This is a genomic window from Acinetobacter lwoffii (genome assembly GCF_019343495.1).
GTDB lineage: Bacteria > Pseudomonadota > Gammaproteobacteria > Pseudomonadales > Moraxellaceae > Acinetobacter > Acinetobacter lwoffii_P.
In genome coordinates this window covers 1,523,357-1,549,618 of record NZ_CP072549.1, presented here as the reverse complement: position 1 = coordinate 1,549,618, position 26,262 = coordinate 1,523,357, and the positions used below count along the sequence as shown (strand labels likewise).

The 26,262-nt window shown below is 44.5% G+C and carries 25 protein-coding genes; 13 read left to right on the top strand and 12 right to left on the bottom strand.

Annotated elements, in window-relative coordinates; translation table 11 throughout:
* Nucleotides 1-110: 110 nt before the first annotated feature.
* Nucleotides 111-605, top strand: a complete 495-nt coding sequence (gene lysM / locus J7649_RS07280; RefSeq protein WP_219307083.1) for a peptidoglycan-binding protein LysM — start codon at nt 111-113, stop codon at nt 603-605.
* Between the two features lie 87 nt (nt 606-692).
* Here lysM and J7649_RS07275 read toward each other — a convergent pair whose 3' ends face one another.
* Nucleotides 693-1,160, bottom strand: a complete 468-nt coding sequence (locus J7649_RS07275; RefSeq protein ID WP_005104829.1) for an Lrp/AsnC ligand binding domain-containing protein — start codon at nt 1,158-1,160, stop codon at nt 693-695.
* 140 nt (nt 1,161-1,300) lie between these two features.
* Here J7649_RS07275 and J7649_RS07270 point away from each other — a divergent pair, with 140 nt between their 5' ends.
* The 4 genes from J7649_RS07270 to J7649_RS07255 all read left to right on the top strand — a co-directional run bounded on the left by J7649_RS07270 (nt 1,301) and on the right by J7649_RS07255 (nt 5,718).
* Nucleotides 1,301-2,560, top strand: coding sequence for a D-amino acid dehydrogenase (locus tag J7649_RS07270; RefSeq protein ID WP_213686930.1), 1,260 nt, complete (start codon nt 1,301-1,303; stop codon nt 2,558-2,560).
* A 34-nt stretch (nt 2,561-2,594) separates the two neighbouring features.
* Nucleotides 2,595-3,707: an alanine racemase gene (gene alr / locus J7649_RS07265; RefSeq protein WP_219307081.1), complete on the top strand. Its 1,113-nt coding sequence runs from the start codon at nt 2,595-2,597 to the stop codon at nt 3,705-3,707.
* A gap of 48 nt (nt 3,708-3,755) precedes the next feature.
* Entirely contained in the window at nt 3,756-4,121 is a 366-nt protein-coding gene (locus J7649_RS07260) for a RidA family protein (protein WP_219307079.1), read from the top strand.
* A gap of 169 nt (nt 4,122-4,290) precedes the next feature.
* Nucleotides 4,291-5,718, top strand: a complete 1,428-nt coding sequence (locus J7649_RS07255; protein WP_005107715.1) for an amino acid permease — start codon at nt 4,291-4,293, stop codon at nt 5,716-5,718.
* A gap of 58 nt (nt 5,719-5,776) precedes the next feature.
* Here the strand turns inward: J7649_RS07255 and J7649_RS07250 are convergent, their stop codons facing one another.
* The gene (locus J7649_RS07250; protein WP_004279237.1) at nt 5,777-6,229 is read right to left on the bottom strand and encodes a CopD family protein; all 453 of its coding nucleotides are present in this window, start codon (nt 6,227-6,229) and stop codon (nt 5,777-5,779) included.
* Between the two features lie 23 nt (nt 6,230-6,252).
* Nucleotides 6,253-7,482 (bottom strand): beta-ketoacyl synthase N-terminal-like domain-containing protein, encoded by a 1,230-nt coding sequence (locus tag J7649_RS07245; protein ID WP_005247122.1) that lies wholly within the window; start codon nt 7,480-7,482, stop codon nt 6,253-6,255.
* 272 nt (nt 7,483-7,754) lie between these two features.
* Between J7649_RS07245 and J7649_RS07240 the strand changes: the two genes are divergently transcribed.
* The 7 genes from J7649_RS07240 (at nt 7,755) to rimI (ending at nt 15,639) form a co-directional block, all read left to right on the top strand.
* Complete coding sequence (locus tag J7649_RS07240; RefSeq protein WP_219307077.1) at nt 7,755-9,239, top strand: EcsC family protein; 1,485 nt, start codon at nt 7,755-7,757, stop codon at nt 9,237-9,239.
* Between the two features lie 156 nt (nt 9,240-9,395).
* Nucleotides 9,396-9,770, top strand: a complete 375-nt coding sequence (gene rpsL, locus J7649_RS07235; RefSeq protein WP_002050319.1) for a 30S ribosomal protein S12 — start codon at nt 9,396-9,398, stop codon at nt 9,768-9,770.
* Between the two features lie 180 nt (nt 9,771-9,950).
* Nucleotides 9,951-10,421, top strand: a complete 471-nt coding sequence (gene rpsG, locus J7649_RS07230) for a 30S ribosomal protein S7 (protein ID WP_004279240.1) — start codon at nt 9,951-9,953, stop codon at nt 10,419-10,421.
* A 128-nt stretch (nt 10,422-10,549) separates the two neighbouring features.
* A complete protein-coding gene (gene fusA / locus J7649_RS07225) occupies nt 10,550-12,685 on the top strand; it encodes an elongation factor G (RefSeq protein ID WP_004646111.1) in 2,136 nt (711 codons plus the stop codon).
* A 93-nt stretch (nt 12,686-12,778) separates the two neighbouring features.
* Entirely contained in the window at nt 12,779-13,969 is a 1,191-nt protein-coding gene (gene tuf, locus J7649_RS07220) for an elongation factor Tu (RefSeq protein ID WP_004646112.1), read from the top strand.
* 224 nt (nt 13,970-14,193) lie between these two features.
* Nucleotides 14,194-15,075, top strand: a complete 882-nt coding sequence (locus J7649_RS07215) for a metal-dependent hydrolase (protein ID WP_219307075.1) — start codon at nt 14,194-14,196, stop codon at nt 15,073-15,075.
* Nucleotides 15,076-15,180: 105 nt separating this feature from the next.
* Nucleotides 15,181-15,639, top strand: coding sequence for a ribosomal protein S18-alanine N-acetyltransferase (gene rimI, locus J7649_RS07210; protein ID WP_005104810.1), 459 nt, complete (start codon nt 15,181-15,183; stop codon nt 15,637-15,639).
* Between the two features lie 15 nt (nt 15,640-15,654).
* Here the strand turns inward: rimI and J7649_RS07205 are convergent, their stop codons facing one another.
* From J7649_RS07205 to trxB, 3 genes are all read right to left on the bottom strand, one after another.
* Nucleotides 15,655-16,470, bottom strand: coding sequence for an arginyltransferase (locus J7649_RS07205; protein ID WP_219307073.1), 816 nt, complete (start codon nt 16,468-16,470; stop codon nt 15,655-15,657).
* Nucleotides 16,471-16,491: 21 nt separating this feature from the next.
* The gene (gene aat, locus J7649_RS07200; RefSeq protein ID WP_004646116.1) at nt 16,492-17,223 is read right to left on the bottom strand and encodes a leucyl/phenylalanyl-tRNA--protein transferase; all 732 of its coding nucleotides are present in this window, start codon (nt 17,221-17,223) and stop codon (nt 16,492-16,494) included.
* Between the two features lie 92 nt (nt 17,224-17,315).
* Nucleotides 17,316-18,278, bottom strand: coding sequence for a thioredoxin-disulfide reductase (trxB, locus tag J7649_RS07195; RefSeq protein WP_004646117.1), 963 nt, complete (start codon nt 18,276-18,278; stop codon nt 17,316-17,318).
* A gap of 249 nt (nt 18,279-18,527) precedes the next feature.
* Between trxB and J7649_RS07190 the strand changes: the two genes are divergently transcribed.
* Nucleotides 18,528-21,587 carry a DNA translocase FtsK gene (locus J7649_RS07190; protein ID WP_219307071.1) on the top strand — a complete coding sequence of 1,020 codons (3,060 nt, stop codon included), beginning with the start codon at nt 18,528-18,530 and terminating at the stop codon, nt 21,585-21,587.
* Between the two features lie 62 nt (nt 21,588-21,649).
* Here J7649_RS07190 and J7649_RS07185 read toward each other — a convergent pair whose 3' ends face one another.
* The 6 genes from J7649_RS07185 to J7649_RS07160 form a co-directional block, all read right to left on the bottom strand.
* Nucleotides 21,650-21,937: a PA4642 family protein gene (locus tag J7649_RS07185; RefSeq protein WP_004279254.1), complete on the bottom strand. Its 288-nt coding sequence runs from the start codon at nt 21,935-21,937 to the stop codon at nt 21,650-21,652.
* Between the two features lie 196 nt (nt 21,938-22,133).
* A complete protein-coding gene (gene minE / locus J7649_RS07180; RefSeq protein WP_004279256.1) occupies nt 22,134-22,406 on the bottom strand; it encodes a cell division topological specificity factor MinE in 273 nt (90 codons plus the stop codon).
* Between the two features lie 2 nt (nt 22,407-22,408).
* On the bottom strand, nt 22,409-23,221 hold the full coding sequence (minD, locus tag J7649_RS07175) for a septum site-determining protein MinD (RefSeq protein ID WP_005096033.1): 813 nt from the start codon (nt 23,219-23,221) through the stop codon (nt 22,409-22,411).
* A gap of 66 nt (nt 23,222-23,287) precedes the next feature.
* Entirely contained in the window at nt 23,288-24,001 is a 714-nt protein-coding gene (gene minC, locus J7649_RS07170; protein WP_005247112.1) for a septum site-determining protein MinC, read from the bottom strand.
* Nucleotides 24,002-24,160: 159 nt separating this feature from the next.
* Entirely contained in the window at nt 24,161-25,225 is a 1,065-nt protein-coding gene (locus J7649_RS07165) for a hypothetical protein (protein WP_005251141.1), read from the bottom strand.
* A 2-nt stretch (nt 25,226-25,227) separates the two neighbouring features.
* On the bottom strand, nt 25,228-26,169 hold the full coding sequence (locus J7649_RS07160) for an acyltransferase (RefSeq protein WP_164543262.1): 942 nt from the start codon (nt 26,167-26,169) through the stop codon (nt 25,228-25,230).
* Nucleotides 26,170-26,262 lie beyond the last annotated feature (93 nt).

Here is a 26,262-nt window from a genome sequence, read left to right as displayed (position 1 = left end):
GAGGTTTTACAATCGATTACCTTTCTGTCACCAATGACTAACTATACCTTGGCTAATTTCATTATAAAAATAAGAGTGACGTGACATTAACAACAAGAATGGAGTCCGCTATGGGTCTTTTTGATTTTGTAAAAGGTATCGGTAAGAAGAATACAGCTGCTGCGGAACCACAGGCTGCACCTGCAACGACAACGCCGGCTGCAGCACAACCTGCAGAGCCTTCTGCTCAGGAAGTGGCAAATAAATTACTCGGCCATGTGAAAAGTCTGGGCCTTCCGATCAGTGGCCTATCCATCAGTTATAACTCCGCTTCGGATCTGGCGACGGTTAGAGGTCAGGTACAAAGCCAGGCCGATCGTGAAAAGATTGTTTTGGCCGTGGGTAATATTGATCATGTCGCAAAAGTGGATGATCAGCTTACGGTAAGCAGTCCTGAGCCGGAAAGTAAGTTCTACACGGTGAAATCAGGTGACAGTCTGTCAAAAATCTCAAAAGAATTTTATGGTGATGCCAATCAGTATAATAAGATTTTTGAAGCTAATCGTCCCTTGCTCAAAGATGCAGATGATATTTTCCCGGGACAGGTACTCCGCATTCCTGCTTAAGGTTTAATAAGTTCAATCAATGTTCGATCTCAAAGCCCCGTTTGGGGCTTTGTTGTTTCTGCCCGTAGCTTTAAAAAGCCATCATTACTAAATACCCAAGTCCAGATATAAACTTTCTTTAACTTCTTCCATCACCACATAACTGTGCGAGGAGGCAGAGGCGGGCAGTTTTTTCAGTAAATCTCCCAACAGGCGGCGATAAGCACTCATTTCTTTTAAACGCGCTTTGACCAGATAATCAAAATCACCGGAAATTAAATGGCATTCCAGTACTTCTGGAATCTCAGTTAGATTACGTGCCACCTGATCAAAGACATCACCTGATTTGGCGGAGAGTTTGATTTCCAGAAAAACCAGCAGGTTGCGCTCCAGCATTTCCGGATTTAAACGGGCGTAATAGCCCATGATAATGCCTTCGCGCTCTAGCCGTTTTACCCGTTCTGAACAGGGTGTGGTCGATAGATTGACGTGTGCTGCAAGTTCGCTAATGGCAATCCGGCCATCGCGTTGCAGGATATCCAGAATCATGCGGTCAATGCGGTCTAATTTGCGCATCAATATTTCCCTCTTTTTTTTAATTCTGCCCGAAAAAATATTTATTTCACTGAATATACAGTCTGAATATAGTGAATTTAACTATTAAAGCAAAAATATACTAGTGAAATAAACTGAAAAGATGTTTGAGGGTTAAGGTAATGCGCGTATTGGTTTTAGGTAGTGGTGTGATTGGTGTGGCAAGCGCTTACTATCTGGCGCAGCAGGGAGCAACCGTGACTGTGTTGGATCGTCAGGCAGGTCCGGCGCAAGAAACCAGCTTCGGTAATGCCGGGCAGATTTCTCCAGGATATTCGACCCCTTGGGCTGCACCAGGTATTCCATTTAAGGCAGTCAAATGGATGTTTCAGCATCATGCACCGTTGGCGATTAATGTCGATGGCAGCTTGTGGCAATTGCAGTGGATGGCACAAATGCTGAAAAACTGTAATGCCCAGCATTATGCAGTCAATAAAGAACGGATGGTGCGTGTGGCTGAATACAGCCGTGACTGTTTACGTAATTTGCGCCGGGATATTGGCATCTCTTATGAAAACCGCGCGAAAGGTACTTTGCAGATTTTCCGTAAAGATGCGCAGCTGGATGCAGTTCAGCGCGATATCGAAGTTCTGAAGGAAACTGGAGTTGAGTTTGAACTGCTGGATCGCGATGGACTGGCGCGTGTAGAACCGGCATTGGCACAGGCAAAAGACAAACTGGTGGGTGGTCTGCATTTACCCAATGATGAAACAGGTGACTGCTATCTGTTTACCAATGCCCTGGCAGAACATGCCAAAGGGATGGGTGTAGAGTTTAAGTTTAATCAAAACGTTGAAAAGCTGATTGTAGAAGGTGACCAGATCAAAGGTGTTCTGGTCAATGGTCAGGTGCTCACAGCAGATAAATATGTGCTGGCCTTTGGTAGTTATTCACGTGATTTCCTTAAACCGCTTGAACTGAATTTGCCGGTATATCCAGTAAAAGGTTATTCATTAACCATTCCTATTCTAGATCCAGCCTTCGCTCCGCAATCTACCGTGCTGGATGAAACCTATAAAATTGCAATCACCCGTTTCGACCAGCGCATCCGCGTAGGGGGAATGGCTGAACTGAGTGGTTTTAACTTGGGTCTGAATGAAGACCGTCGTGGCACGTTGGAAATGGTGACCCGTGATTTATTCCCGGGGGGTGACATGAATCAGGCCAGCTTCTGGACAGGCCTGCGTCCAATGACCCCGGACAGTACGCCAATTATTGGGAAAACCCGTTTTAAAAACCTGTTCCTGAATACTGGACATGGCACGCTGGGTTGGACCATGGCCTGCGGTTCAGGGAAATTAATCAGCGATCTGGTCTTGGCCCGTGATCCTGAAATTAGTACCGAAGGATTGTCATTGGCGCGCTATCACCACGCGGCTTAGAGCCATCTGAGGCGGAATATTCAAGGAGGAATGTATGCCACGTCCGATTACTGCAATTATCCATCAACAGGCGCTTGCGCATAATTTAAGTGTGGCGCGCCAATGTATGCCCAATAGTCAGGTATTTGCCGTGGTCAAGGCCAATGCCTATGGGCACGGGATTGAACGGGTCTATGCGGCACTTCACGGGGCGGACGGTTTTGCTTTTCTGGATATTGAAGAGGGCAAACGGCTGCGTGCACTAGGATGCAAGAAGCCGCTAATGTTGCTCGAAGGTATTTTTGCTCTCGAGGATTTATTCGAATGTGCCAAGCATGAAATGAGCTTTGCTATTCATTCCTCGCATCAAGTGCAATGGCTAAAACAGTTTGCTGCAATAGCACCGGATGCACAGTTTGATGTGTACTTGAAAATGAACAGCGGCATGAACCGTCTGGGTTTCGAGCCACAGCAATATGCAGAAATCTGGCAGGAGCTGCACCAGCTAAATAATGTCCGTTCAATCACGCATATGACCCATTTCTCCGATGCAGATGGCCAGCGTTTCGGACAGGATGGGATTCAGTATCAAAACCTGATTTTTAGCCAGGCCATTCAGGGGTTTGAGGGTAAAATCTCACTCAGTAACAGTGCGGCCATTCTGCGTCATCATCAAACCCTTCATTCCGATATTGTACGTAGCGGCATCATGCTGTATGGCAGTTCACCAGATTATCCAACACACACGATTCAAGACTGGAATCTGCAACCGAGCATGAGCTTACGCAGTGAAATTATCGCCATTCAAATGATCCAGTCAGGTCAGAGCATTGGCTATGGTTCCAAATTTATTGCCACGCAGGAAATACGGATCGGGATTGTGGCCTGTGGTTATGCCGATGGTTATCAACGACTATCGGAGACCGGTACACCCGTGCTGGTAGATTCAATCAAAACGCACACATTGGGTCGAATCAGTATGGATATGCTGGCGGTAGATCTGACTGCACTGCCGCACGCAGATATAGGTAGTGAAGTGGTACTTTGGGGCCAATCTTCCCAAGGTGTGGTTTTGCCGATTGATGAAGTGGCGGCCAGTTCAGGCACCATCGGCTATGAGCTGATGTGTGCGGTGACCGCTCGGGTTCATTTCCAGATTGACGCTTAAATTTTTAATTTAAATTTTATTTAAATATCCCAAACAAGGAAGATCAACATGACACAGGACAATACAGCCATTCAGCGACTCAACAGCAATCAAATCATGAGTGCGGTGACGATTCATCATCAAACCGTCTATCTGTCAGGTCAGGTGCCAAATAGCACGAATCTGGATGTACGCGGCCAAACACTGGAAGTCTTTGCAAAAATTGAAGAATTGCTTGCACTGGCAAATACCGATAAAAGCCAGCTGCTTTCTGCACAATTATTTGTCAAGCATCTGGATGATTTTGCTACCGTAAACCAGCTTTGGGTGGAATGGCTGCAAGGTCATAGTACACCCGCACGTGCTACGATTCAGGCGGATCTGGTGAACCCTGACTGGCTGATTGAAATTGCAGTCATTGCAGCTCAAGCTTAGTTTCATTTCTAATGTTGAAATCTCCCATGCAATGATTTAAGTCGTTTTAGTGCAGTAAATCTCACTGAACAGCGCAGTAAAAAGTATGAAAATGTCATAATAAGCGTTCGAGGACTGAACGTTGTAAATTCAGCTTGATGCTGTTGTAAAGATTAAAAAGGATGTAAAAATGAAAACCACCCCGGGCACAGAAGACGTAAAATCGTCGCCGCATGAGTTGCAACGAAAACTCTCTAACCGACATTTGCAGTTAATCGCCATTGGTGGCTGTATCGGTACCGGCCTGTTTATGGGATCGGGAAAAACCATCTCCCTGGCAGGCCCTTCAATTTTGATCATTTATATGATCATTGGTGGCATGTTCTTCTTCCTGATGCGTGCGTTGGGTGAAATGCTGTTGTCCAATCTGCATTACAAATCCTTTATTGATATGGCCCATGACCTGATCGGGCCGGGTGCTGGCTATTATATTGGCTGGTCGTACTGGCTGGGTTGGGTGCTGGTAGGGATTGCTGATCTCGCGGCGATTATTAACTATTTGAGTTTCTGGCTGCCTGAAGGCATGGCCTTTACCCCGATGGGGCAGGCCATGATTAGTGTGGGTTGTGTGCTGTTTATTCTCGCGATTAACTTGGTCACGGTAAAACTGTTTGGTGAGATTGAATTCTGGTTCGCACTAATCAAGATTTTAGCCATTCTTGGTTTGATCTTTGTCGGTGGTTATATGGTGTTTAGCGGTTTTCAGGCACCGAGTGGTGCCGTCGCCAGCTTTAGTAATGTCTGGGCGCATGGTGGCTTATTTCCCAAAGGCTTTACTGGTTTTCTGGCAGGCTTCCAGATTGCCATGTTTGCCTTTGTCGGGGTGGAACTGCTCGGTACGATGGCGGCAGAAACCAAAGATCCGGAAAAGAATTTACCCAAAGCGGTCAACGCCATTCCTACGCGGATCATTCTGTTCTATGTATTGTCATTGCTGATGATCATGTCGGTCACACCGTGGCATCTGATTCCTGCGGATCAAAGTCCTTTTGTGAGTTTGTTCCTGTATGCCGGTATTCCAACTTCAGCCATTATCATGAACCTGGTGGTGTTGTCGTCTGTGATGTCCTCTATGAACAGTGGTGTATTCTCGACCAGTCGTATGTTGTTTGGTTTGGCACGTGATGGACAGGCGCCTCAAGCTTTAGCGCGGTTATCTAGTCGGGCAGTACCAGCCACAGGGTTATTTTTCTCCTGTGCTTTTATTATGTTAGGGGCAGCATTTCAGTATTTTGTACCAAATACCATGGAAGCTTTTACTCTGGCAAGTTCGCTGTGTGTGATCCTGTTTATTAGTATCTGGAGCATCATCATGGTGTGCTACATTCGTTACCGTAAGCAGCAACCGCAAAAACATGTGGCTTCGACCTTTAAAATGCCGGGTGGAGTATGGATGTCTTATGTGGTATTAGCATTCCTGTTATTCGCCTTGATTATTTTAAGTCTGGAACCCGATACCTTAAAGGCTCTGATGATCAGTCCTTTATGGTTGATTATTCTGGCAGTGACCTATCGTCTGCTGTATAAGCCACGTATGCGTCAGCGTGGTAATCCTTAAATATTCAGACATAAAAAAATCCCCGACTGATCGGGGATTTTTTTATTGTGCAGGTGAATTAGAAAGTAGGTTTAACTACGACTAAAATCACCACTGCAAATAAGATCAGGGTTGGCATCTCATTAAAATAACGCCAAAACTTGTGTGACTTGTAATGTGCATTATCAATCAGCTTCTTGCGGTAATAACCACACACCAGATGGTAAATCACCAATAAGCCGACCAGGCCGACTTTAAGGTAAAACCATAAGGCTTCATGATAGTGACGCGTTGCATCACCCCAATCCACCAAAAAGTGCGCCGTAATCAAGGTAGCCAACATGGCTGGCCACATGATGCCACGGTACAGCTTACGTTCCATGACTTCAAAGCGTTGATGACTGACGGCATCTTCGCTCATGGCATGGTAAACATACAGCCGTGGCAAGTAGAACAAAGCCGCGAACCAGCAAACCACTGCAATAATATGTAATGCTTTTACCCACAAGAAAGCATCAGAAGGAGCATCCATCAAGTCACCCTAAATTGGGCAGCTTAGCCTTCCCACTTTTTGAAAATGAGACAAGCATTTACGCCGCCGAAACCGAAACTGTTACTCATCACAGTATTCAATTTTGCGTCACGTTTTTCAAGCACGATATCAAACGGTTTCGCGCCTTCATCCAGCTCGGTCACGTTGATGTTTGGCGCAATAAAGTCATTTTGCATCATCAGAACCGAATAAATCGCTTCCTGAACACCAGCAGCACCCAGACTGTGACCCGTCATTGATTTGGTTGAGCTTAATGGAGGAACCTGACCTTCACCGAAAGCACGTTCCATTGCTTTAAGTTCTGTGATGTCGCCCGCTGGAGTAGAAGTACCATGTGTATTTACATAGTCAATTTTATCGACACCGTGTTGCTTTGCTTCTTCTAAAGCCATCAGTACGCAACGTGTTGCACCTTCACCAGATGGTGCAACCATATCAGCACCATCACTGTTTGCAGCATAACCAACCACTTCAGCTAAGATATTTGCGCCACGCGCTTTCGCATGTTCCAAAGACTCAAGGATCACAAAACCACCACCACCGGCAATCACGAAACCGTCACGGTCTGCAGAATAAGGGCGTGATGCTGTTTCAGGGCTGTCATTGTATTTAGAGCAAAGTGCGCCCATCGCATCAAACAACAAGCTTTGTGACCAGTGATCTTCTTCACCGCCACCCGCCAGCATTAAATCTTGTTTGCCGAGTTGAATCAGGTTGTAGGCATAACCAATCGCATCCGCAGAGGTTGCACATGCGCTGGTAATAGTATGCGCCACACCTTGTAATTTGAATGCAACGCCAACGTTAGCCGTAATGGTGTTGGTCATATTACGTGGTACAAAGAAAGGACCGACTTTACGCGCACCTTTGGTTTGCAATAATTCGTTCATTTCAATAACGGAAGCAGTTGAACCGCCACCTGAACCACCCGCGATACCATAGCGTGGGTTGCCAGCTAGGTCTTCAACCTTTAAACCTGCATGTTCAACCGCAGCAAGAGCTGAGTTATATGCATACATCGCACATACACCCATAAAGCGTTTCAGTTTGCGGTCGATCCCATCAAAATCCTGCTCGGCTGCAGCACTGACATGACTTTTGAAATTGAGTTCAGCATAAGTCGGATTAAAACGTGTTCCTGAAATCCCGTTTTGTAAAGAATGGTTTACATCCTCTAATGTATTACCAATACACGAGTTAATACCCATGCCAGTGATGACAACACGTTTCATCTACAGATCCTTATAGTTTGCTCTATGCTCAGCGCAGATATCTGGGTTTTAAAATCGCCCAATCCAGCGCTTAGCCTTATTTCATGATGGGGAACATGATAGCAGAAAGACTTTTGAAATCTTATGGCAAATGTTATGCCGTGTGACAGTCGGTTGAGTTTGTGAGTCGGCATGTAGAGGTTTTACTAAATGAAACAGAATAAAGTTGAGATAAACGCTGACTACACCTAGTATTTATACCAAATACAAGCACATGAATGCTGAGGTAAAAAATGGTAAATGCTAATAATAAACAATCTAATGGTCTGATTTCGAATGCCTTTGGAGTGGCGAAAAAGTTCAGTTCAACCGGATTGGATTTGTTGAATCATGTTGCGCCGGATTCGGTGACTAAAGCGCTGAAGCCTTCTAACTCCGATCAGGTGATTGACGGTTCGGCGAAGACGAAAAGCGCTTTTTCAGCTAAAAAATATGATAATCCTCAGCAAATGCTTCGCGAGCATCTTCCAAATGTCTCTCGTCAACTTCTCGGGCGCCGCTTTAATACCGTGAATAATGTCGCGCATTTTGTTTCTCCAGACTTAACCGAAAAAGTGTCTAACTACTTTTATGAGCGTCTGAATCAATTTAGTAATCAAACCAGTTCGGTTGATGCCATTCTGAATGAAGCTGGAGCGAAAGATTTAGAAGAATTGACTCAGGACGTCGACCGATCCAAGCGAATTTCACAGGCTTTAGGTGAACAAAACAAATGGATTGCGACGGTTCAGGGTGCAGTGAGTGGTGCTTCAGGGATGCTTGGCACCGCGATTGATATTCCCGCTTCTTTACTGATGGCGTTGCGTACCATTTATCAAGTCGGTCGCTCTTATGGTTTTGACCTGAGCAAAGAAGATGATCAGGAAATCGTCCAGCATATCTTTAGACAGATCGACCTGAGCCTGATTGCAGAAAAGCAAACCTTGTTATTGGGTTTAAAAGCGTTAAGTAATACCCTTAAAACTCATGATATCTCCCAGCTACAAGCCATGCTAGGTTCTGATAATGATGTCAGCGCTATCAAACAATGGCTAAGTCGTCATGAGGGAGAGGCTAAATGGGAATGGATGAATCATCTGCCAAAAATTTCGATTCTGGAGCGATTAACCAAACTAACGCCTCTGGCAAGTGCAGGTATTGGTGCAGTATATAGCCACCGTTTTGTCGAGGATGTAAATCAGAAAGCTCAAGAAGCATTCTCACATGCACGCCAATACCTGGTTCAGCATCAGGATTCGCAATTGTCTCCTTATGCTGCCTATGAAAAAGCAGTCAGTTTGTTACAACAGGCAACTCCGAAACTCCTAAATGGTGCCTCTCACGACGTTGAGCCTGCGAAAGATAAGCCGATCATGGATAAAGATATTGCGATTGAAGGCAATAACACGATTACCCAAGTCAAGCTGGTCAAAAAAGAGCAGAATGATCTAAGCTCTGAAGAAGCAGAAGTGAAGAAAGATGAAAAGGTGAGTAAAGGGCTGGAGGCACTCAACGATGAGTTGGTTGAACCTGCGGTAGATAAGCAGTCGCAACAACCGGCTTTATCCAAAACTTCATTTGATCCGGAAATCGAAGCTGAACTGCATCCAGAAGCTGCTGACGAGGCGGAAGCTGCTACAGAGACTTCACAGCAGGGTGCAGAGGATCAAGAAAACTCGGAAACTAAATCTGAAGCTCAAGACGTGACCAAAAAAGCTGGTAAAAATTCAAAAAAATAAGCGAATTTTGAAGGTAAATAAAAGCAAGCAAATGTCGTGAGAAACGGCATTTGCTTGGCTTGAGTAGGTTGACCAATTTTGCATCTTGAATTACAATTGCATGCCCTCAAAAAGTAGTAGTTTTTTGGGGCTTTTTATTAACGGGAGAATTGCCAAATGGCAACAACAAATCAGTTGATCCGCAAGGGTCGTACGACTTTAGTTGAAAAATCTAAAGTTCCTGCGTTGAAGGCTTGTCCACAGCGCCGTGGTGTTTGTACACGTGTTTACACAACTACACCTAAAAAACCTAACTCAGCAATGCGTAAAGTTTGCCGTGTTCGCTTAACTTCAGGTTTCGAAGTTTCTAGCTACATCGGTGGTGAAGGCCATAACCTACAAGAGCACAGTGTTGTTCTTATCCGTGGTGGTCGTGTTAAAGACTTACCAGGTGTACGTTACCATACCGTTCGTGGTTCTTTAGACTGTGCTGGTGTTAAAGATCGTAACCAGTCTCGTTCTAAATACGGTACTAAACGTCCTAAAAAATAATTCGTTAAGAATTAAATTTTAAGAACGTAGAACCGCAATCCTTTATCGTCTCGCTTGTCTGATTTCTGCATTAATTTTGTGAAAATTCCAAGCGACGTATAGTAAGGCCAGCGAGTAGTACATGACACTTTGTACTCATGCTGGATAAACCTGAAGTGTCATCTTTATAGGTAGTTTAAAATGCCAAGACGTCGCGTAGTCGCTGCTCGTGAAATCCTTCCGGATCCTAAGTTCAGCAGCCAAACAATCGCTAAATTCATGAACCACGTAATGCAAGATGGTAAAAAATCTATTGCTGAAAGTATCGTTTACGGTGCTTTAGACCGCGTTCAAGAAAAATCTAAAGTAGACCCAGTTGAATTTTTCGAGACTACTCTTGAAAAAGTTCGTCCTATGGTCGAAGTAAAAGCACGCCGTGTTGGTGGTGCTACATACCAAGTTCCTATGGAAGTACGCCCATCCCGTCGTACTGCTCTAGCGATGCGTTGGTTAGTAGATGCTGCTGCTAAGCGTTCTGAAAAAACTATGGCTTTACGTCTTGCTGGCGAGTTGCTTGATGCATCTGAAGGCAAAGGCGCTGCGGTTAAGAAACGTGAAGATGTGCACCGTATGGCTGAAGCCAACAAAGCATTCTCTCACTACCGTTTCTAAGCAGATAAAACAGGCCCTATTCAGGAGGGTGACAAGACCGTCATGGTTCTGTCACCAAAGCGCTTTAAGTTGCTATGCAGCTTAAAGCGTCCTGTTTTAAACAACAAAATTTAGGAATGCTAGAAATCATGGCACGTCAAACCCCAATTTCTCGTTATCGTAACATTGGTATTTCTGCGCACATTGATGCGGGTAAAACCACAACTACAGAACGTATTTTGTTCTACACAGGTGTATCTCACAAAATTGGTGAAGTACACGATGGTGCAGCAACAATGGACTGGATGGAGCAAGAGCAAGAACGTGGTATTACCATTACTTCTGCTGCTACGACTACATTCTGGTCAGGTATGTCTAAACAGTTCCCTGAACACCGTATCAACGTAATTGATACACCGGGACACGTTGACTTCACAATTGAAGTTGAACGTTCTATGCGTGTTCTTGATGGTGCGTGTATGGTTTACTGTGCTGTAGGTGGTGTACAACCTCAGTCTGAAACTGTATGGCGTCAAGCGAACAAATACCAAGTGCCTCGTTTAGCATTCGTGAACAAGATGGACCGTACTGGTGCCAACTTCTTCCGTGTTGTTGAACAAATGAAAACACGTTTAGGTGCATCTCCAGTACCTGTAGTAATCCCTGTTGGCGCTGAAGAAAACTTCCAAGGCGTAATCGACTTGATCGAAATGAAAGCGATCATTTGGGACGAAGCTTCACAAGGTATGAAGTTTGAATACGGTGAAATCCCGGCTGAACTTCAAGAAACTGCTGAAGAATGGCGTACAAACATGGTTGAAGCTGCTGCTGAAGCTTCTGAAGAGTTAATGGATGAATACCTGAACAATGGCGATTTGACTAAAGAACAAATCGTTGCTGGTCTACGTGTCCAAACTTTGGCTTGTCAAATTCAACCAATGCTTTGTGGTACAGCATTCAAAAACAAAGGTGTTCAACGTATGTTGGACGCAGTAATTGAATTCTTACCGTCGCCTACAGAAGTTAAAGCGATTGAAGGTGTTCTTGACGATAAGGCTGAAACTAAAGCGATTCGTGAAGCATCTGACGAAGCTCCGTTCTCTGCACTTGCGTTCAAAATCATGAACGACAAATTCGTAGGTAACTTAACTTTCGTACGTGTTTACTCTGGTGTTCTTAAACAAGGTGATTCTGTTTATAACCCAGTTAAATCTAAACGTGAACGTATCGGCCGTATCGTGCAAATGCACGCGAACGATCGTCAAGACGTTGAAGAAATTCGTGCGGGTGATATCGCTGCGTGTGTAGGTCTTAAAGACGTAACTACAGGTGATACACTTTGTGATGAGAAAAATGTCATCACACTTGAGCGTATGGAATTCCCAGAGCCAGTAATTGCATTGGCTGTTGAACCAAAAACTAAAGCTGACCAAGAAAAAATGTCAATTGCTTTAGGTCGTTTGGCTAAGGAAGATCCATCATTCCGCGTTCGTACTGATGAAGAGTCAGGTCAAACAATCATCGCTGGTATGGGTGAACTTCACCTTGACATTATTGTTGACCGTATGAAGCGTGAATTCGGTGTTGAAGCAAACATTGGTAAACCAATGGTTTCTTACCGTGAAACGATCAAAAAGTCAGTTGAGCAAGAAGGTAAATTCGTTCGTCAAACTGGTGGTAAAGGTAAATTTGGTCACGTATACGTACGTTTAGAGCCAATGGATGCTGATGCTGGTAAAGACTACGAGTTCGTTGAAGAAGTTGTTGGTGGTGTAGTTCCTAAAGAATTCTTCGGTGCTGTGGATAAAGGTATCCAAGAGCGTATGAAGAATGGTGTCCTTGCTGGTTACCCAGTAGTTGGCATTAAAGCTACATTGTTTGACGGTTCTTACCACGATGTCGATTCGGACGAATTATCGTTCAAGATGGCTGGTTCTTATGCCTTCCGTGACGGTTTCATGAAAGCAGATCCTGTTCTTCTTGAACCTATCATGAAAGTTGAAGTAGAAACTCCAGAAGACTACATGGGCGATATCATGGGTGACTTAAACCGTCGTCGTGGTATGGTTCAAGGTATGGATGACTTGCCTGGTGGTACTAAAGCAATTAAAGCTGAGGTTCCACTTGCTGAGATGTTTGGTTACGCGACTCAAATGCGTTCTATGTCTCAAGGCCGTGCAACATACTCTATGGAATTTGCTAAATATGCTGAAACTCCACGTAACGTGGCTGAAGGCATCATTTCTAAATTCCAGTCTGGCGGTAAAAAAGGTGACGACGAGTAATCTTTCGATTACTATAAGCCCAAACTAATTCATAGTTAAAAACCAAGTGCTCATGCAGTGATCCTGCATGAGTAGTTTAAAAAGGAAGATCTCATGGCTAAGGCTAAGTTTGAACGTAATAAGCCACACGTTAACGTGGGCACAATTGGTCACGTTGACCATGGTAAAACAACTTTAACAGCTGCAATTGCAACTGTATGTGCGAAGAAATTCGGTGGCGAAGCGAAAGACTACGCTGCAATCGACTCTGCACCAGAAGAAAAAGCACGTGGTATTACAATTAATACTTCACACGTAGAATACGACTCTCCAACTCGTCACTACGCTCACGTAGACTGCCCGGGCCACGCCGATTATGTTAAAAACATGATTACTGGTGCTGCTCAGATGGACGGCGCGATCCTTGTATGTGCTGCGACTGATGGTCCTATGCCACAGACTCGTGAACACATCCTGCTTTCTCGTCAGGTAGGTGTACCTTACATCGTTGTATTCTTGAACAAATGCGACCTTGTAGACGATGAAGAGCTTCTTGAGCTAGTTGAAATGGAAGTTCGTGAACTTCTTTCTACTTACGACTTCCCGGGTGATGACACTCCAGTGATCCGTGGTTCTGCTCTTCTTGCGCTTAACGGTGATGACAGCCAATACGGCGAGCCAGCGGTAGTTGCGCTTGTTGAAGCACTTGACTCTTACATTCCAGAGCCAGAGCGTGCAATTGACCTTCCATTCCTTATGCCAATTGAAGACGTATTCTCAATCTCTGGTCGTGGTACAGTAGTAACTGGCCGTGTAGAGACTGGTATCGTTAAAGTAGGTGAGTCTGTAGAAATCGTTGGTATCCGTGATACTCAAACTACTACAGTAACTGGCGTAGAAATGTTCCGTAAACTTCTTGACGAAGGTCGTGCGGGCGAGAACTGTGGTGTTCTTCTTCGTGGTACTAAGCGTGAAGACGTACAACGTGGTCAAGTATTAACTAAGCCAGGTGCGATCAAGCCACACACTAAATTCGATGCGGAAGTATATGTACTTTCTAAAGAAGAAGGTGGTCGTCACACTCCATTCCTTAACGGTTACCGTCCACAGTTCTACTTCCGTACTACGGACGTAACTGGTGCGATCGCGCTTAAAGAAGGCGTGGAAATGGTTATGCCTGGTGACAACGTTGAGATGTCAGTAGAGCTAATCCACCCGATCGCAATGGACCCAGGTCTACGTTTTGCGATCCGTGAAGGCGGTCGTACAGTTGGTGCTGGTGTAGTTGCTAAAGTAACTGCATAATCGCTGATTGTGTAAGAAAAGCGCCTCTTTGAGGCGCTTTTTTTTGATTCAAACTTTTTATAAAACTAAAAATAGATTGTCGGACAATGATTTTAAAAGCTGTCCTTATCTGATATTGGCTTGACCTAAACTGCACTTATGTAAAAAAAATTACCACGTAATATACAGATAAGAATATGAATATTACATTTTCGGGCCTGGATTGGCCCGATGGGAGTGGTCACATGAATGCGAAAGTAAATATTACCAATCGTGCGGGTGCAAGTTTTCCAGTTCGTCGTATGAACTTTGATTTTGATGCTGTACCGGAATATTGGATGAATGGTTCAGCAGGTCTCACTCATTTTATGACGGCATTATCTGCGCTATTTCCAGCAGGTGAAAAGTTTTTTATAGATTCAGTCCGTGCGGTACGTAAACATCCTGCGATTGCCAATAATGAAGCATTACAAAAAGAAATTTCCGCTTTTATTGGTCAGGAAGCGATGCATACTCACGAGCATATCGGCTTTAATGCATCTGCACAAAAACATGGGCATGATGTCGAGACGCTTGATCGTTATACCGATAAAGTCATTCAAACGACACGTAAAGTCATGGCTAAACTGGGTAAGCCTGTGGGAATTACCCAAGAAATGGTAGATTTGACTGCAACCACGGCACTTGAGCATTTCACTGCAACCATTGCCTCACAGCTTTTGACCAATAGCCACATTCAGGAATTGATGACAGATGAAACCATGAAAACCATGTGGTTATGGCACGCCATCGAGGAAAATGAACATAAGGCAGTGGCTTATGATGTCTTCGAAGGGGTTTTTGGCAAAGGATTAAAAGCCTATACACTGCGTACTTCATCCTTGGTCATCGCAATGGCAACCTTATTTGTGGTGCAAAGCTATTTCCTCGCCCGTTTGCTTAAACAGGATCAGCAGTTTAATCTTGAGTCCTTAAAAGCCATTTATACCTATGCCTATAGTCCTTCTAAAGGTGTCATTACGGGTATGGCGAAAGAAATGCTGATGTATTTTAAACCGGGATTCCATCCGAATGATCATTATACAGATCAACTGTTGGCGACCTGGAAAGCCAAATTGGGTTTGTGACAGAACTGAAGATTGGAGAGCGACTAAAATCGCTCTTTTTTTTGCTCGATTTTTTGGATGAAGTTTCTATAATGCGGAGGTTGATTCTATATAAGATGAACGAAGATGATTCGTTTAATGCAAGCAGCGGATGTAGAAGTCGTTGCAAAGATTGAAAAATCAGTTCAATCACATCCCTGGACTTTAAAACAGTTCGAAGATGCTGTAACGGCTTATCAAAGTACCGTGATTGAAGTGCAAGGGCAGGTGGCCGGATTTTGTATTTTACAACCAGTGCTGGATGAAGCCAATTTATTGCTCATGGCAATTGATCCGGCACAGCAAGGTCAGGGCTTGGGCTATCAGTTGCTGGAGGCTTCAGTGGCGATGCTAAAAAATAATCCGGTGCAGATTTTCCTGGAAGTGCGCGAGAGTAATCTGGCTGCGATCAAGCTGTATGAAAAATCAGGCTTTCATCAGATTGATCTGCGCAAGAATTATTATCCTAACAGTAACGGAAGCCGTGAACATGCCATCATTATGGTGAAAGCATGTACGGATGATTTTGCCAGTCTGTTTAAATAATACAAACTGACGACCTTATTTAATAATCTGGTGATTCCATCCACTGGGTAAGGTCGTCATTAATGAGTTTCCCAATTGCTGAATCTCCGTGGCACTCAATGCATGATTTAAACGTCGCCATTGTCCATCGATCAAGAGTTCCAGTGGCAGATACTGAGATTTGTAATTCATCTTGTTGGAATGTGGCACCCAATATCCCAGATAGATAAATTGCAAGCCCAGCTTTTGTGCATGTTCAATCTGTTTCAAGATTGCAAAAGCACCAAGTGAGCGGCGATTTTCATCTGGGTCAAAGAAGGTATAGACGGCAGAAATGCCATCATCCAGCAAGTCACAGGTTGAAACACTGATTAGACGCTCATCTTGCCATAATTCTAGAAAGAAGCTGTCGGCACAGCTTTGTAATAAAAATTTTTCGAACTGATCCCGAGTGGGTGGGAACATGTCGCCATCTGAGTGGCGTTCATTAATATAGCGTTCATACAGCGCATAATGTAGATCACCGGCGTGCTCTGGACTGGTAATTTTCATCACCAGGTCCTGATTCCGTTTCCAGGCTTTTTTTTGTGAACTGTTCATGCGGAATTCAGCAACGGGTACACGCGAAGACAGACATTGACGACACAGATGACATTCGGGTCGATAGACGAAATCACCACTGCGGCGGAAACCGGTACGTGACAGTTCCGATAAAGTGACTACATCAATTCGATGTGCAGGATCCAGAAAAACCATGCGCGCCGACTTGTTGGGCAAATAGCTACAATCATGCGGCGGCGTAATATAATACTGTAAATCGTTCAGTAGGGCCTTTGGCTGATAAGAGTTCATAACAACTACCCTCTGTTATTTTCATTCACTTAAGCGCGCGTTTTGCGCTATTGTTTTACTTGAAAATACACCTTCCTGATACTTTTTCCAATCGATAGCAGGCTTTTTTACAATATCTTGTAAAGAATTAAGATAAGCTTGGCGAGAAATTGTGCAGGCACCCAGGCTTAACAGATGATCGTTGACCAGTTGGCAGTCGATCCAGGATAGTTTATTTTCCTGTCCAATCAGCATTAAAGTATAGAAAGCCATTTTAGAAACATCGGTTTGCGTACTAAACATGGATTCACCAAAACAGCCTTGACCGATGGTCACACCATAAAGTCCACCGACGACGCGATCTTCATCCCAGACCTCAATGCTATAGCCATATCCTGCGTCAAACATGTCGCAATAGCCTGCGATAATATCTTCACTGATCCAGGTGTCGTCTGCATAAGCACGAGGCAATGAACAGGAACGAATCACTCTTTCAAAAGCATGATTGACCGTAATCTTATAGTCCTGCTTTTTCATATTACGTAGCAGGGATTTGCTAGGATGATAATCTTCGGGGCGAATAATACAGCGTGGTTCCGGACTCCACCAGCAAATCGGATCACCTTCTGAAAACCATGGAAATAATCCATGCATATAGGCTTCATAAAGTGTGGAAGGGGAGAGGTCTGCACCAATACAAATCAGTCCTTCACCTTCAGGATCAACCTCGACCGGATTGGGAAAAATGAATTCTGAGGGAGGAAGTAAAGACATGGCAGACCCGACATAAATCTATAGATAAATCATCATCTCATTCTAGCAATAAAAAAGCCGTCCATAATGGACGGCTTTTTTATTCTTGCTGCTTAGTCTAGTTTGCCCATCGCATCAAGATATTTTTCTGCATCAAGCGCAGCCATACAGCCTGAACCGGCAGAAGTAATGGCCTGACGGTAAATGCTGTCCGCAATATCACCGGCTGCAAATACACCCGGTACCGAAGTTTGGGTTGCATTACCTGCAGTACCGCTTTGTACCTGGATATAACCGTCACGAAGCTCTAACTGACCTTCAAACATGGTGCTATTTGGCTTGTGACCAATCGCCACAAACATACCCGTCACATCGACGTTTTGAGTAGAGTCATCTTGAGTTGATTTAAGACGAACCGAGGTCACGCCAGATTGTGCGTCACCGAGTACTTCATCGACTTGATGGTTCCAGATAATGCTGATCTTGCCTTCTTTTTCTTTGGCAAATAAATGATCTTGCAAGATTTTTTCAGAACGTAGTGAATCACGACGGTGAACCAGAGTCACGTGAGACGCAATATTGGATAAGTACAACGCTTCTTCAACAGCGGTATTACCACCACCTACAACCATGACTTTCTGGTTTTTATAGAAGAAACCATCACAGGTTGCGCAAGCACTGACACCTTGACCCATATAGGCTGCTTCAGATTCCAGACCGAGGTATTGGGCAGTTGCACCGGTACAGATAATCAGGGCATCACAGGTGAATTCTTCCATATCGCCTTTTAACACGAAGGGGCGCTGGCTAAGATCCACTTCATTGATATGGTCATACACGATTTCAGTGCCAAAACGCTCTGCATGTGCCTGCATACGTTCCATCAATGCTGGACCAGTCAAACCTTCGGGATCACCCGGCCAGTTATCGACGTCAGTCGTCGTGGTCAGCTGACCGCCCAGTTGCAAGCCTGCAATCAGGGTAGGTTTCAAGTTTGCACGCGCTGCATATACTGCTGCGCTATAGCCTGCAGGGCCAGAACCTAAAATAATCAGTCGTGAGTGACGTGCGCTCATCAGCTGTATCCTTTTTTATTTAGAAATTTATTGAATTATACGTGAAACTGTATAACAGTGGTGTGAGATTAAAGTCGATATTATTGATCATTGAAATCGATTTGGGCTATATAGCATAAGTAACATTGTGCTTGCACAATAGTGCATCTTTTTTCACAGAACAGGTGCATAATATGTATTTTATTGCGTCGCTTTTTTCAAGCATTGAAGCAAAAGAATATTCATGAAGAATTGGTTACAGGACAGTATATGACAGCGGTGTCGAGTGCCTATGCACAGCGCTTAGTAATGACATTATTTTTAGTCTCATTTGGGATTTATCTGTTTCTTGCAACAGTGACCTATACGCCATTTGATCCGGGGTGGATGCATATCTCCAGTGATACGCAGACCGTTTCGAATGCCAGTGGGGTAGCGGGTGCCTGGATTGCAGACCTTTTGTTTGGCTTTCTCGGTTGGGCAAGTCTGCTGATCCCTGTCTATCTGTTTATGGAAGCGATTCAGGTCTGGTGGCCGCGTAGCTTCCTGAACCGGCCATTTCGCTATGCTGCACAATTCTTCCTGTTGCTGACCACCTCAGCGCTGTTGTTTTTATTCTGGCAAGTCCCTGCTGATACGCTGGATAATTCTTCCGGCGGTATTATTGGCTATGAATTAGGTCAGAGTCTTGAACAATTGCTGACAGTCTATGGTGCAGCATTCTTCCTGCTGGTGCTTTGGGTGGTGTTATTTACCTTGGCTTTTGGGGTGAAGTGGAACAAGACCTGGAGCAGCCTCAAAGCAACGCCTGCTTATCTACAAGACCTGTTCTACCGTAATGTGCCTGAAGGCATGTCTGATTTTGATCGGACTGCACCTGTCGCCAAAAAAGAGCCAGTCATTAGTGCAAAAAAAGTAGCGGTTGCAGTAACACCTGCGCCTGAGCATCAACTGGTAGAAATAGATCCGGTGGTGCGTGATCAGGTGGCTGAACGTTTATTTGATGATTTTGCCGATAAAGAATCACAACAACCGCAGTTTTATGATGATCTTCCCGAAGCTGAGCAGCAGACTGCTGAACCAGTCGAGACATTTAAACAAGTACAGCAAGTGCCTCAACAGCCGGATCGTGTGGTAGCGACAGGCGAGGTGTGGCGTGCCTTGCATTCGAATGAAGATCAGCGCCATAAACAGGATATTGACGCCTTACTCAAAGCAGCCGAAGAAGAACAGCTTAATTCTCCAGTCTCACACATAGCCGCTCCTCAACCTGTTTCAGCACAGACTCATGCTCATACCAGAACAGCACCTACTCCACATACAGGTCTGGACTGGGATGATGATGAAATCTTTGATGAACTTCTGGCTGCAGTTCCGCAAGGCAAAACTGCGACCGATGTGCATAGTCCATTCAATACAGCGCCAGCCGAAAAGACCTCAAGAATTGTAGAAGACATGACCAATGTTGCACCTGCCATGGCATCCATGGCGACTGCACATGTCGTGAAAAATAGCGCATTACAGACCGATCTGGATGACCTGGGTGATTTGCTGATTGAAGAGGAAGAGCCAAGCCAACCGGTACGTAGTTCTAGCTATGCCCAATCTTCTGCTTTTGTTCAGGCACCAATTCAGCATCAGGGTATAGAGCAACCAGTATCTCCTCCTTCTGCAACTCATGCAGCAGTACGCGAGGCTTTATCTAAAGAAGAATTTGTAGAAGCCTGGCAAGAAACGGCTGGTAAACCACAAGATGAAGACGAGTTTGATTTTGATGCTCCTTTAACTGATGCTTCAGGCCGTCCGATGTCACGTGCCATGCAGGTGGTGGAGCGCCGTAAAGATTTATCACCACTTCCAGGGCTAGATTTACTGGATGAAGTCGATCCGAATAAAAAAGTGAATTTTACCGAAGAGCAGCTGGCACGTTTATCTGAATTGCTTGAAATCAAGCTGCAAGAATTTAATGTCAAAGCCAAAGTGGTAGAAGCACAGCCAGGCCCAGTCGTGACACGTTTTGAACTGGATCTGGCGCCAGGGGTGAAAGCTTCTAAAGTGACCAATATTTCCCGAGATCTGGCACGTTCGATGTCGATGGCATCGGTGCGTGTGGTTGAAGTCATTCCGGGCAAGCCGTATATCGGAATTGAAGTACCAAACAGTACCCGTGAAATGGTCCGTTTGATCGAACTTTTGACTATTCCTGCTTTCACTGATCCGAATAGTATTCTCTCCATGGCAATGGGTAAGGATATTTCCGGTAATCCGGTAATTGCTGATCTGGGGAAAGCGCCGCATATGTTGGTGGCGGGTACCACGGGTTCGGGTAAATCGGTGGCAGTGAACTCGATGATTCTATCGATGTTGCTGAAATATACACCGGATGAATTGCGTCTTATTCTGATCGATCCAAAGCAGCTGGAACTGGCAAACTATAATGATATTCCACATTTGTTGACGCCTGTAGTCACTGATATGAAAGATGCAGTCAGCGCATTGAACTGGTGTGTCAATGAGATGGAACGTCGTTATAAACTGATGTCTTTCCTGAAAATCCGTAAACTGAGCGATTATAACCGCAAGGTGGAAGAGGCGATTGCCAATGGTGAAGATCTGATCGATCCAACATGGAAAGCCAGCGATTCTGTTGTGGGTGAGCGTGCGCCGCGTTTGACGCCGTTGCCTTCCATTGTAATTGTCGCGGATGAGTTCGCGGACATGATCATGCAGGTCGGTAAGAAAGCCGAAGAAATGATTACCCGTCTGGCACAAAAATCACGTGCTGCTGGTATTCACCTGTTGCTTGCGACCCAGCGTCCATCAGTAGACGTGATCACCGGTTTGATCAAAGCCAATATTCCAACACGTGTCGCATTACGGGTTAACTCCAAGATCGACTCGCGTACTATTCTGGATGCGGGTGGTGCAGAGGACTTGCTCGGTCACGGTGACATGCTGTTCTTGGGCCCGGGTAAAATCGAACCTGAGCGTGTGCATGGCGCTTTTATTGCCGATGACGAAGTCAACCGGATCTGTGATGCATGGCGTGAACGTGGTTCACCAAATTATGTCGACGAGATCCTGACACCATTCGATGAAGAACCATCTAGCCGTGGTTTTGAAGATGGTGGCGACGGTGGATCAGACCGCGATGCGCTGTATGACCAGTGTGTAGCTTTTGTTTTGGAAACCCGTAAGGCTTCTACTTCATCCTTGCAGCGTAAATTCAGTCTGGGCTATAATCGTGCTGCGCGGATCATTGATCAGATGGAAGAAAACGGCATTGTCAGCGGCATGGGTGCCAACGGCAAACGCGAGATTCTGGTTTAGTTTCAGTGTATCTTCAATAAAAAAGCCTGCTTTCAAAGCAGGCTTTTTTATGTATTTTTGACTCAGGCAAATTTTGCCAATACATCCAGGAACTCGGCACTTTGACGCGGGAAAGTGGCAATCACGTCATGAATGCGTTGTCCTTCCGGATTGGTTGCATTGACATCACGGCCATCAGCGACAAATTTCGTCAACAGGCGTTCATAATCGAATGGACGCATATGCTTGAAAGCATGATACAGCACGTGAAAATCAGCATTAACACCTGCAGGAGGAAGCTGATTTAAATAGGCAAATACACGCTCATCTGACCATTCTTCGTTAAAGGTCGCTGGTTGAGATAATGCCATCGCAATTTCCTTGATCTAATGTAGTTTTTTCGGCATGAAAAAAGGCAAAATATGAGACTAGATTAGCAAAGCACTGCTTTGCCTAGTCGCAAGACTTGAAGCTATGCTTCAAGTGGGCGGAATATAGCTAAACTACTATTTCTACCACTCTCATATTTTGCCTTGAATCAATTTACTTGACCAATCAAAAATCAGATTATCGTTCTTCAGGTAAATTGATATTCATTTCAAGCATTTCAATATTGGCTTCAGAACGAACCTGCATTTGAATATGCTGTTCATCGACACCGCGAACATAACGATTGACCACCTGCATGATTTCAGTTTTCATCTGGTCAATTTTGTCCTGGCTCAAGCGACGACCCAAGCCTTGTTCGGATGCAACGATCACCTTCAAACGGTCTTTAGCAGTCCGTGCGCTTGATGGTTTATCCTCGCCACTAAAAAGTTTACTCCAGAATCCTGCCATGTCTACGCTCCAAATAGTCGTGCTAACCAGCCCTTAGGTTTTACCTCGATATGACGGTAAGGACGCTCTTCGCCAAGGAAACGTGCAACCAGATCATCATAGGCCTGACCTGCTGCAGCTTCAGTGAAAAGAATCACCGGCTTACCTTCATTCGATGCCTGTAGAACGCTTGGACACTCAGGAATAACGCCTAAGGTCGGTACACGTAAAATATCTTTAGAAATATCGTCAATCGTCAGCATTTCCTGTTTATCGGCACGTTCCGGATTGAAACGGGTAATACACAGATGCTTACGAATGCGACCTTCGTTTTGTTCTACTTTTTTTGTTTTGCTATCGAGCATGCCAATGATACGGTCAGAGTCACGTACTGAAGAAATCTCAGGGTTGGTCACAATGATGGCTTCATCCGCATGATACATGGCCAAAATAGCACCACGCTCAATACCGGCAGGTGAATCACAGATAATATAATCAAATTCCTGCGAAAGCTCATCCATTACACGTGCCACACCTTCATCGGTTAAGGCATCTTTATCGCGTGTTTGTGATGCAGGTAAAATATATAAATTTTCAATATCTTTATCGCGAATCAGTGCTTGTTGTAATCGTGCTTCGTTATTTAAAACATTCACAAAATCATAAACTACACGGCGTTCACAGCCCATAATCAAATCAAGGTTACGTAAACCTACATCAAAATCAATAACAACAGTTTTGTGACCGCGTAGGGCTAAACCTGTTGCAAAAGATGCACTCGTTGTAGTTTTACCTACACCACCTTTGCCTGACGTTACGACAACAATTTTCGCCACCGAATCCACTCCTGTTATGGTTCAAATCCCCTGTTTAAAATGGGGTTTTTGGTGTTTATTTATACATTAAAATTGTAGAGCTTCAAATACAAGCTCTAGTTGATCATTCAAGTAAATATGCACAGATTTTTTAACTACATGTGGTGGAATATCATCCGCTACACAGTAGGTTCCTGCAATTGAAATTAGTTCAGCTTCGAGGCTATGACAGAAAATACGTGCTGCAGTATTACCACCCGCACCCGCAATGACCCGGCCACGCGCGCTGCCATAGACATGAATATTGCCAGAAGCAATCACTTCTGAACCACTGTTGATACCAGCATTAATAATAATGTCGCCATTATGCTGCACGATACATTGGCCAGTACGCAGGATTTCATCATGATATGAGGTGATATGCGCGACGATCGGGGCAGCAGGGGCCTGATCATCATTCACCGCTGTAGGTTCTGGTTTAACTTCCACGACCTGTTCTTTGGTGGCTTTAATTTCTTCTAACTGGCGATCAGGTGGCAGTACCGGGAACTGAATGGCGCGCGCCTGATCTCCAAGTAAGCCTTCAGTAACAGCCATAGGCTGTACATCCAGACTGATTAATAGTTGAATCAGCGCAATGAGTTCCTGTTCAACTGAACTTTCAATGACTGCCAAAGTGCCGGGCGGAAATGCTGCTTGTAATTTTGGGCTAAGTTGCTGGCGGATTGCATCATGATCATTGGTATCTAGGCTAATGCGTATCGCATTGACCATTCTGCCTTTTATCCGTATATCAGCCATAATTCTTCCTTAAATACTTCTGACGTGCTGGTTTTGTGTCGAAGCAATGTTGTAAATAGTGCAAATCCTAGAACAAATTGCAGTAATTCTCTAGCGATCTCAGTTATTTTTTTATGCGAATAGGACCGGACGGATTAGTCTGATTCTGTACTTTAAACTTTACTTATCTATTGAGCTCTGATTTTGCTCATGTTCTTCTAAAATCTGTTGCCACTGTTTGACTTTTACCTGTTTTCGGATTGCTTCAAGTGTTTCAAAAACAGCCGATTCGACCAATTTATCAATATGTGGATTATGTTCAATCTGAATCTGGCTGATTTTATCTGAAATTAGGGTAAAAGTCGGATTTTCTTTTTGACCTGTGTGGGTAAATGGTTCAATCAGTCCTTGCGTGATATTTTCTCCGAGGCGTTGACCAATACTTTGAATTTGCTGTTCAATCCGGCTACCTACGATTGGAATCAAACGTAATAATTGGGTCAGTTCTGGAGTATCTTCAATCGCCTGATTCACTACTTGCCCTACATTTTTAGCGATCATGGAACGTTGTGACTGTAATTCCCTACCCAAAGACTCCTGCAAGATATCTGCTAAGGCAATGGCCAGTAATTTACGATGATGTTCCACCAGATCATCAATTAACTGTTTATGTGATGTGCTTGTGGTCAGTTCACGCTTGATGCCGTCCAGTACGGTCAGGACCACCCGGCTGGAAAGCTCTTCCATCAGCATGTTGTAATAAAAGTTGCCTTGGCGATACCAGCGATTGGGAATTACTTTATAACCATGGCTATGCAGGTTGTAGCCAATCGCGACCGCACGCAGCAGGCGCAGGAAACGTAGCTGAGGGATAATGGATAAAATTTCATACCAGTGCACAAAAGGGAAGAACCACCAGCGTCGATGATGACGCAGGACAATTGCGATAACCCAGCGGGCCAGTAATTCACAGACCAAGAAGGTGGTAAACCAGCCCTCGGTAATGATGACCCAAGGGCGTAAATCACTTTTATAAAACTGCAAGATTTCCGGTAAACGAATAAAGTCAAACAACCACTGACCAAAATCGCTCATTAAAATGGCGTTGGCACTGAGACAGAACAGATTGATGATGATTAAAACCATCATGAAAATGTCGTAAATCAGTGCAATTTTCCAGCCCCAGGTTCCTTTACGAACAAATTTAAAGGAGCTGGACGTAATGTCCGGGTTGTCGTTCTTCATAATTACTCAGTTACAGATCCGACCGGGGCTTGGGCAAAGTTCTGCTGCATTTGTGCGATGAGCTGATCTTTTTCGGTCCAGATTTGATCAATCCATTTTTGAAAGCGTGCACGATATTCAGCATCATCTTCATAATTGCCGCCCAGTACCCAGTCTGGAATATCAATTTTTCTTAAATTTACCGCAATACGTGGTACTTCACCTAACCAGAATTCACCATAGCCCGGAATACCGTCAGGATAAACAATGGTCATGTCGACCAGCGCATCAATTTTATCGCCGAGAATACTGAGCGCCGATGCTAGACCACCGGCTTTAGGTTTCAGTAAATGTGTATAGGGAGACTGCTGCTGATCATGCTTTTCCTGGGTAAAGCGCGTGCCTTCCAGATAATTTAACAGGGTAAAAGGCTGACTGATCAGCTGCTCACAGGATTTACGTGCTTCTTCCATATCCCGATATTTCAACGCAGGGTTTTTGGCAATCTGTTCCTTGCTATGCCGTTTCATCATCGGGAAGCCTAAGATTTTAAAAGCCTGACCGACAAAAGGAATAAAAATAAGTTCCCATTTAGTAAAGAAGCGCGTCAGGGGCATACGGGTCAGACCGAAGTACTGATTGACAGTAGTATCGACCCAGCTTTGATGATTACAGGTCATCAAATAACGTCCCTGCATATTCAAATCCAGTGATTCATCTACACTGATTTGCCATTGCGTGTTTTTCAGCACATGCTCAATCAGCCAATTATTGACCCCTAACCAGCTGTTGGTAATCTTGATATTGGTTTCATCCACTTTTGCGGATTTTTTAAAAAGTTTGGTTAAACCCAAGGCCAGCACCGGGGGACCATGAAAAAAAGTACTGCCCGTCATGACGGATGTGACCGTCAGGCCACGCGCCAGTTTTTTTAAAGTCGGTTGCTTGTTGCTATTCGATGACATATCCAAACAGTCCCCAGAGATTAATCACTTAAATTTTTTCATATTTTGAGTAATATAGAGACAGTTAGGCAAATAAAAAAGCCTAAACAAGAA

What these genes read in the sequence shown, in the direction of transcription:
- lysM (WP_219307083.1), top strand. Translation starts at nt 111, where the DNA reads ATGGGTCTTTTTGATTTTGTAAAAGGTATCGGTAAGAAGAATACAGCT.
- J7649_RS07275 (WP_005104829.1), bottom strand. Translation starts at nt 1,160, where the DNA reads ATGCGCAAATTAGACCGCATTGACCGCATGATTCTGGATATCCTGCAA.
- J7649_RS07270 (WP_213686930.1), top strand. Translation starts at nt 1,301, where the DNA reads ATGCGCGTATTGGTTTTAGGTAGTGGTGTGATTGGTGTGGCAAGCGCT.
- alr (WP_219307081.1), top strand. Translation starts at nt 2,595, where the DNA reads ATGCCACGTCCGATTACTGCAATTATCCATCAACAGGCGCTTGCGCAT.
- J7649_RS07260 (WP_219307079.1), top strand. Translation starts at nt 3,756, where the DNA reads ATGACACAGGACAATACAGCCATTCAGCGACTCAACAGCAATCAAATC.
- J7649_RS07255 (WP_005107715.1), top strand. Translation starts at nt 4,291, where the DNA reads ATGAAAACCACCCCGGGCACAGAAGACGTAAAATCGTCGCCGCATGAG.
- J7649_RS07250 (WP_004279237.1), bottom strand. Translation starts at nt 6,229, where the DNA reads ATGGATGCTCCTTCTGATGCTTTCTTGTGGGTAAAAGCATTACATATT.
- J7649_RS07245 (WP_005247122.1), bottom strand. Translation starts at nt 7,482, where the DNA reads ATGAAACGTGTTGTCATCACTGGCATGGGTATTAACTCGTGTATTGGT.
- J7649_RS07240 (WP_219307077.1), top strand. Translation starts at nt 7,755, where the DNA reads ATGGTAAATGCTAATAATAAACAATCTAATGGTCTGATTTCGAATGCC.
- rpsL (WP_002050319.1), top strand. Translation starts at nt 9,396, where the DNA reads ATGGCAACAACAAATCAGTTGATCCGCAAGGGTCGTACGACTTTAGTT.
- rpsG (WP_004279240.1), top strand. Translation starts at nt 9,951, where the DNA reads ATGCCAAGACGTCGCGTAGTCGCTGCTCGTGAAATCCTTCCGGATCCT.
- fusA (WP_004646111.1), top strand. Translation starts at nt 10,550, where the DNA reads ATGGCACGTCAAACCCCAATTTCTCGTTATCGTAACATTGGTATTTCT.
- tuf (WP_004646112.1), top strand. Translation starts at nt 12,779, where the DNA reads ATGGCTAAGGCTAAGTTTGAACGTAATAAGCCACACGTTAACGTGGGC.
- J7649_RS07215 (WP_219307075.1), top strand. Translation starts at nt 14,194, where the DNA reads ATGAATGCGAAAGTAAATATTACCAATCGTGCGGGTGCAAGTTTTCCA.
- rimI (WP_005104810.1), top strand. Translation starts at nt 15,181, where the DNA reads ATGATTCGTTTAATGCAAGCAGCGGATGTAGAAGTCGTTGCAAAGATT.
- J7649_RS07205 (WP_219307073.1), bottom strand. Translation starts at nt 16,470, where the DNA reads ATGAACTCTTATCAGCCAAAGGCCCTACTGAACGATTTACAGTATTAT.
- aat (WP_004646116.1), bottom strand. Translation starts at nt 17,223, where the DNA reads ATGTCTTTACTTCCTCCCTCAGAATTCATTTTTCCCAATCCGGTCGAG.
- trxB (WP_004646117.1), bottom strand. Translation starts at nt 18,278, where the DNA reads ATGAGCGCACGTCACTCACGACTGATTATTTTAGGTTCTGGCCCTGCA.
- J7649_RS07190 (WP_219307071.1), top strand. Translation starts at nt 18,528, where the DNA reads ATGACAGCGGTGTCGAGTGCCTATGCACAGCGCTTAGTAATGACATTA.
- J7649_RS07185 (WP_004279254.1), bottom strand. Translation starts at nt 21,937, where the DNA reads ATGGCATTATCTCAACCAGCGACCTTTAACGAAGAATGGTCAGATGAG.
- minE (WP_004279256.1), bottom strand. Translation starts at nt 22,406, where the DNA reads ATGGCAGGATTCTGGAGTAAACTTTTTAGTGGCGAGGATAAACCATCA.
- minC (WP_005247112.1), bottom strand. Translation starts at nt 24,001, where the DNA reads ATGGCTGATATACGGATAAAAGGCAGAATGGTCAATGCGATACGCATT.
- J7649_RS07165 (WP_005251141.1), bottom strand. Translation starts at nt 25,225, where the DNA reads ATGAAGAACGACAACCCGGACATTACGTCCAGCTCCTTTAAATTTGTT.
- J7649_RS07160 (WP_164543262.1), bottom strand. Translation starts at nt 26,169, where the DNA reads ATGTCATCGAATAGCAACAAGCAACCGACTTTAAAAAAACTGGCGCGT.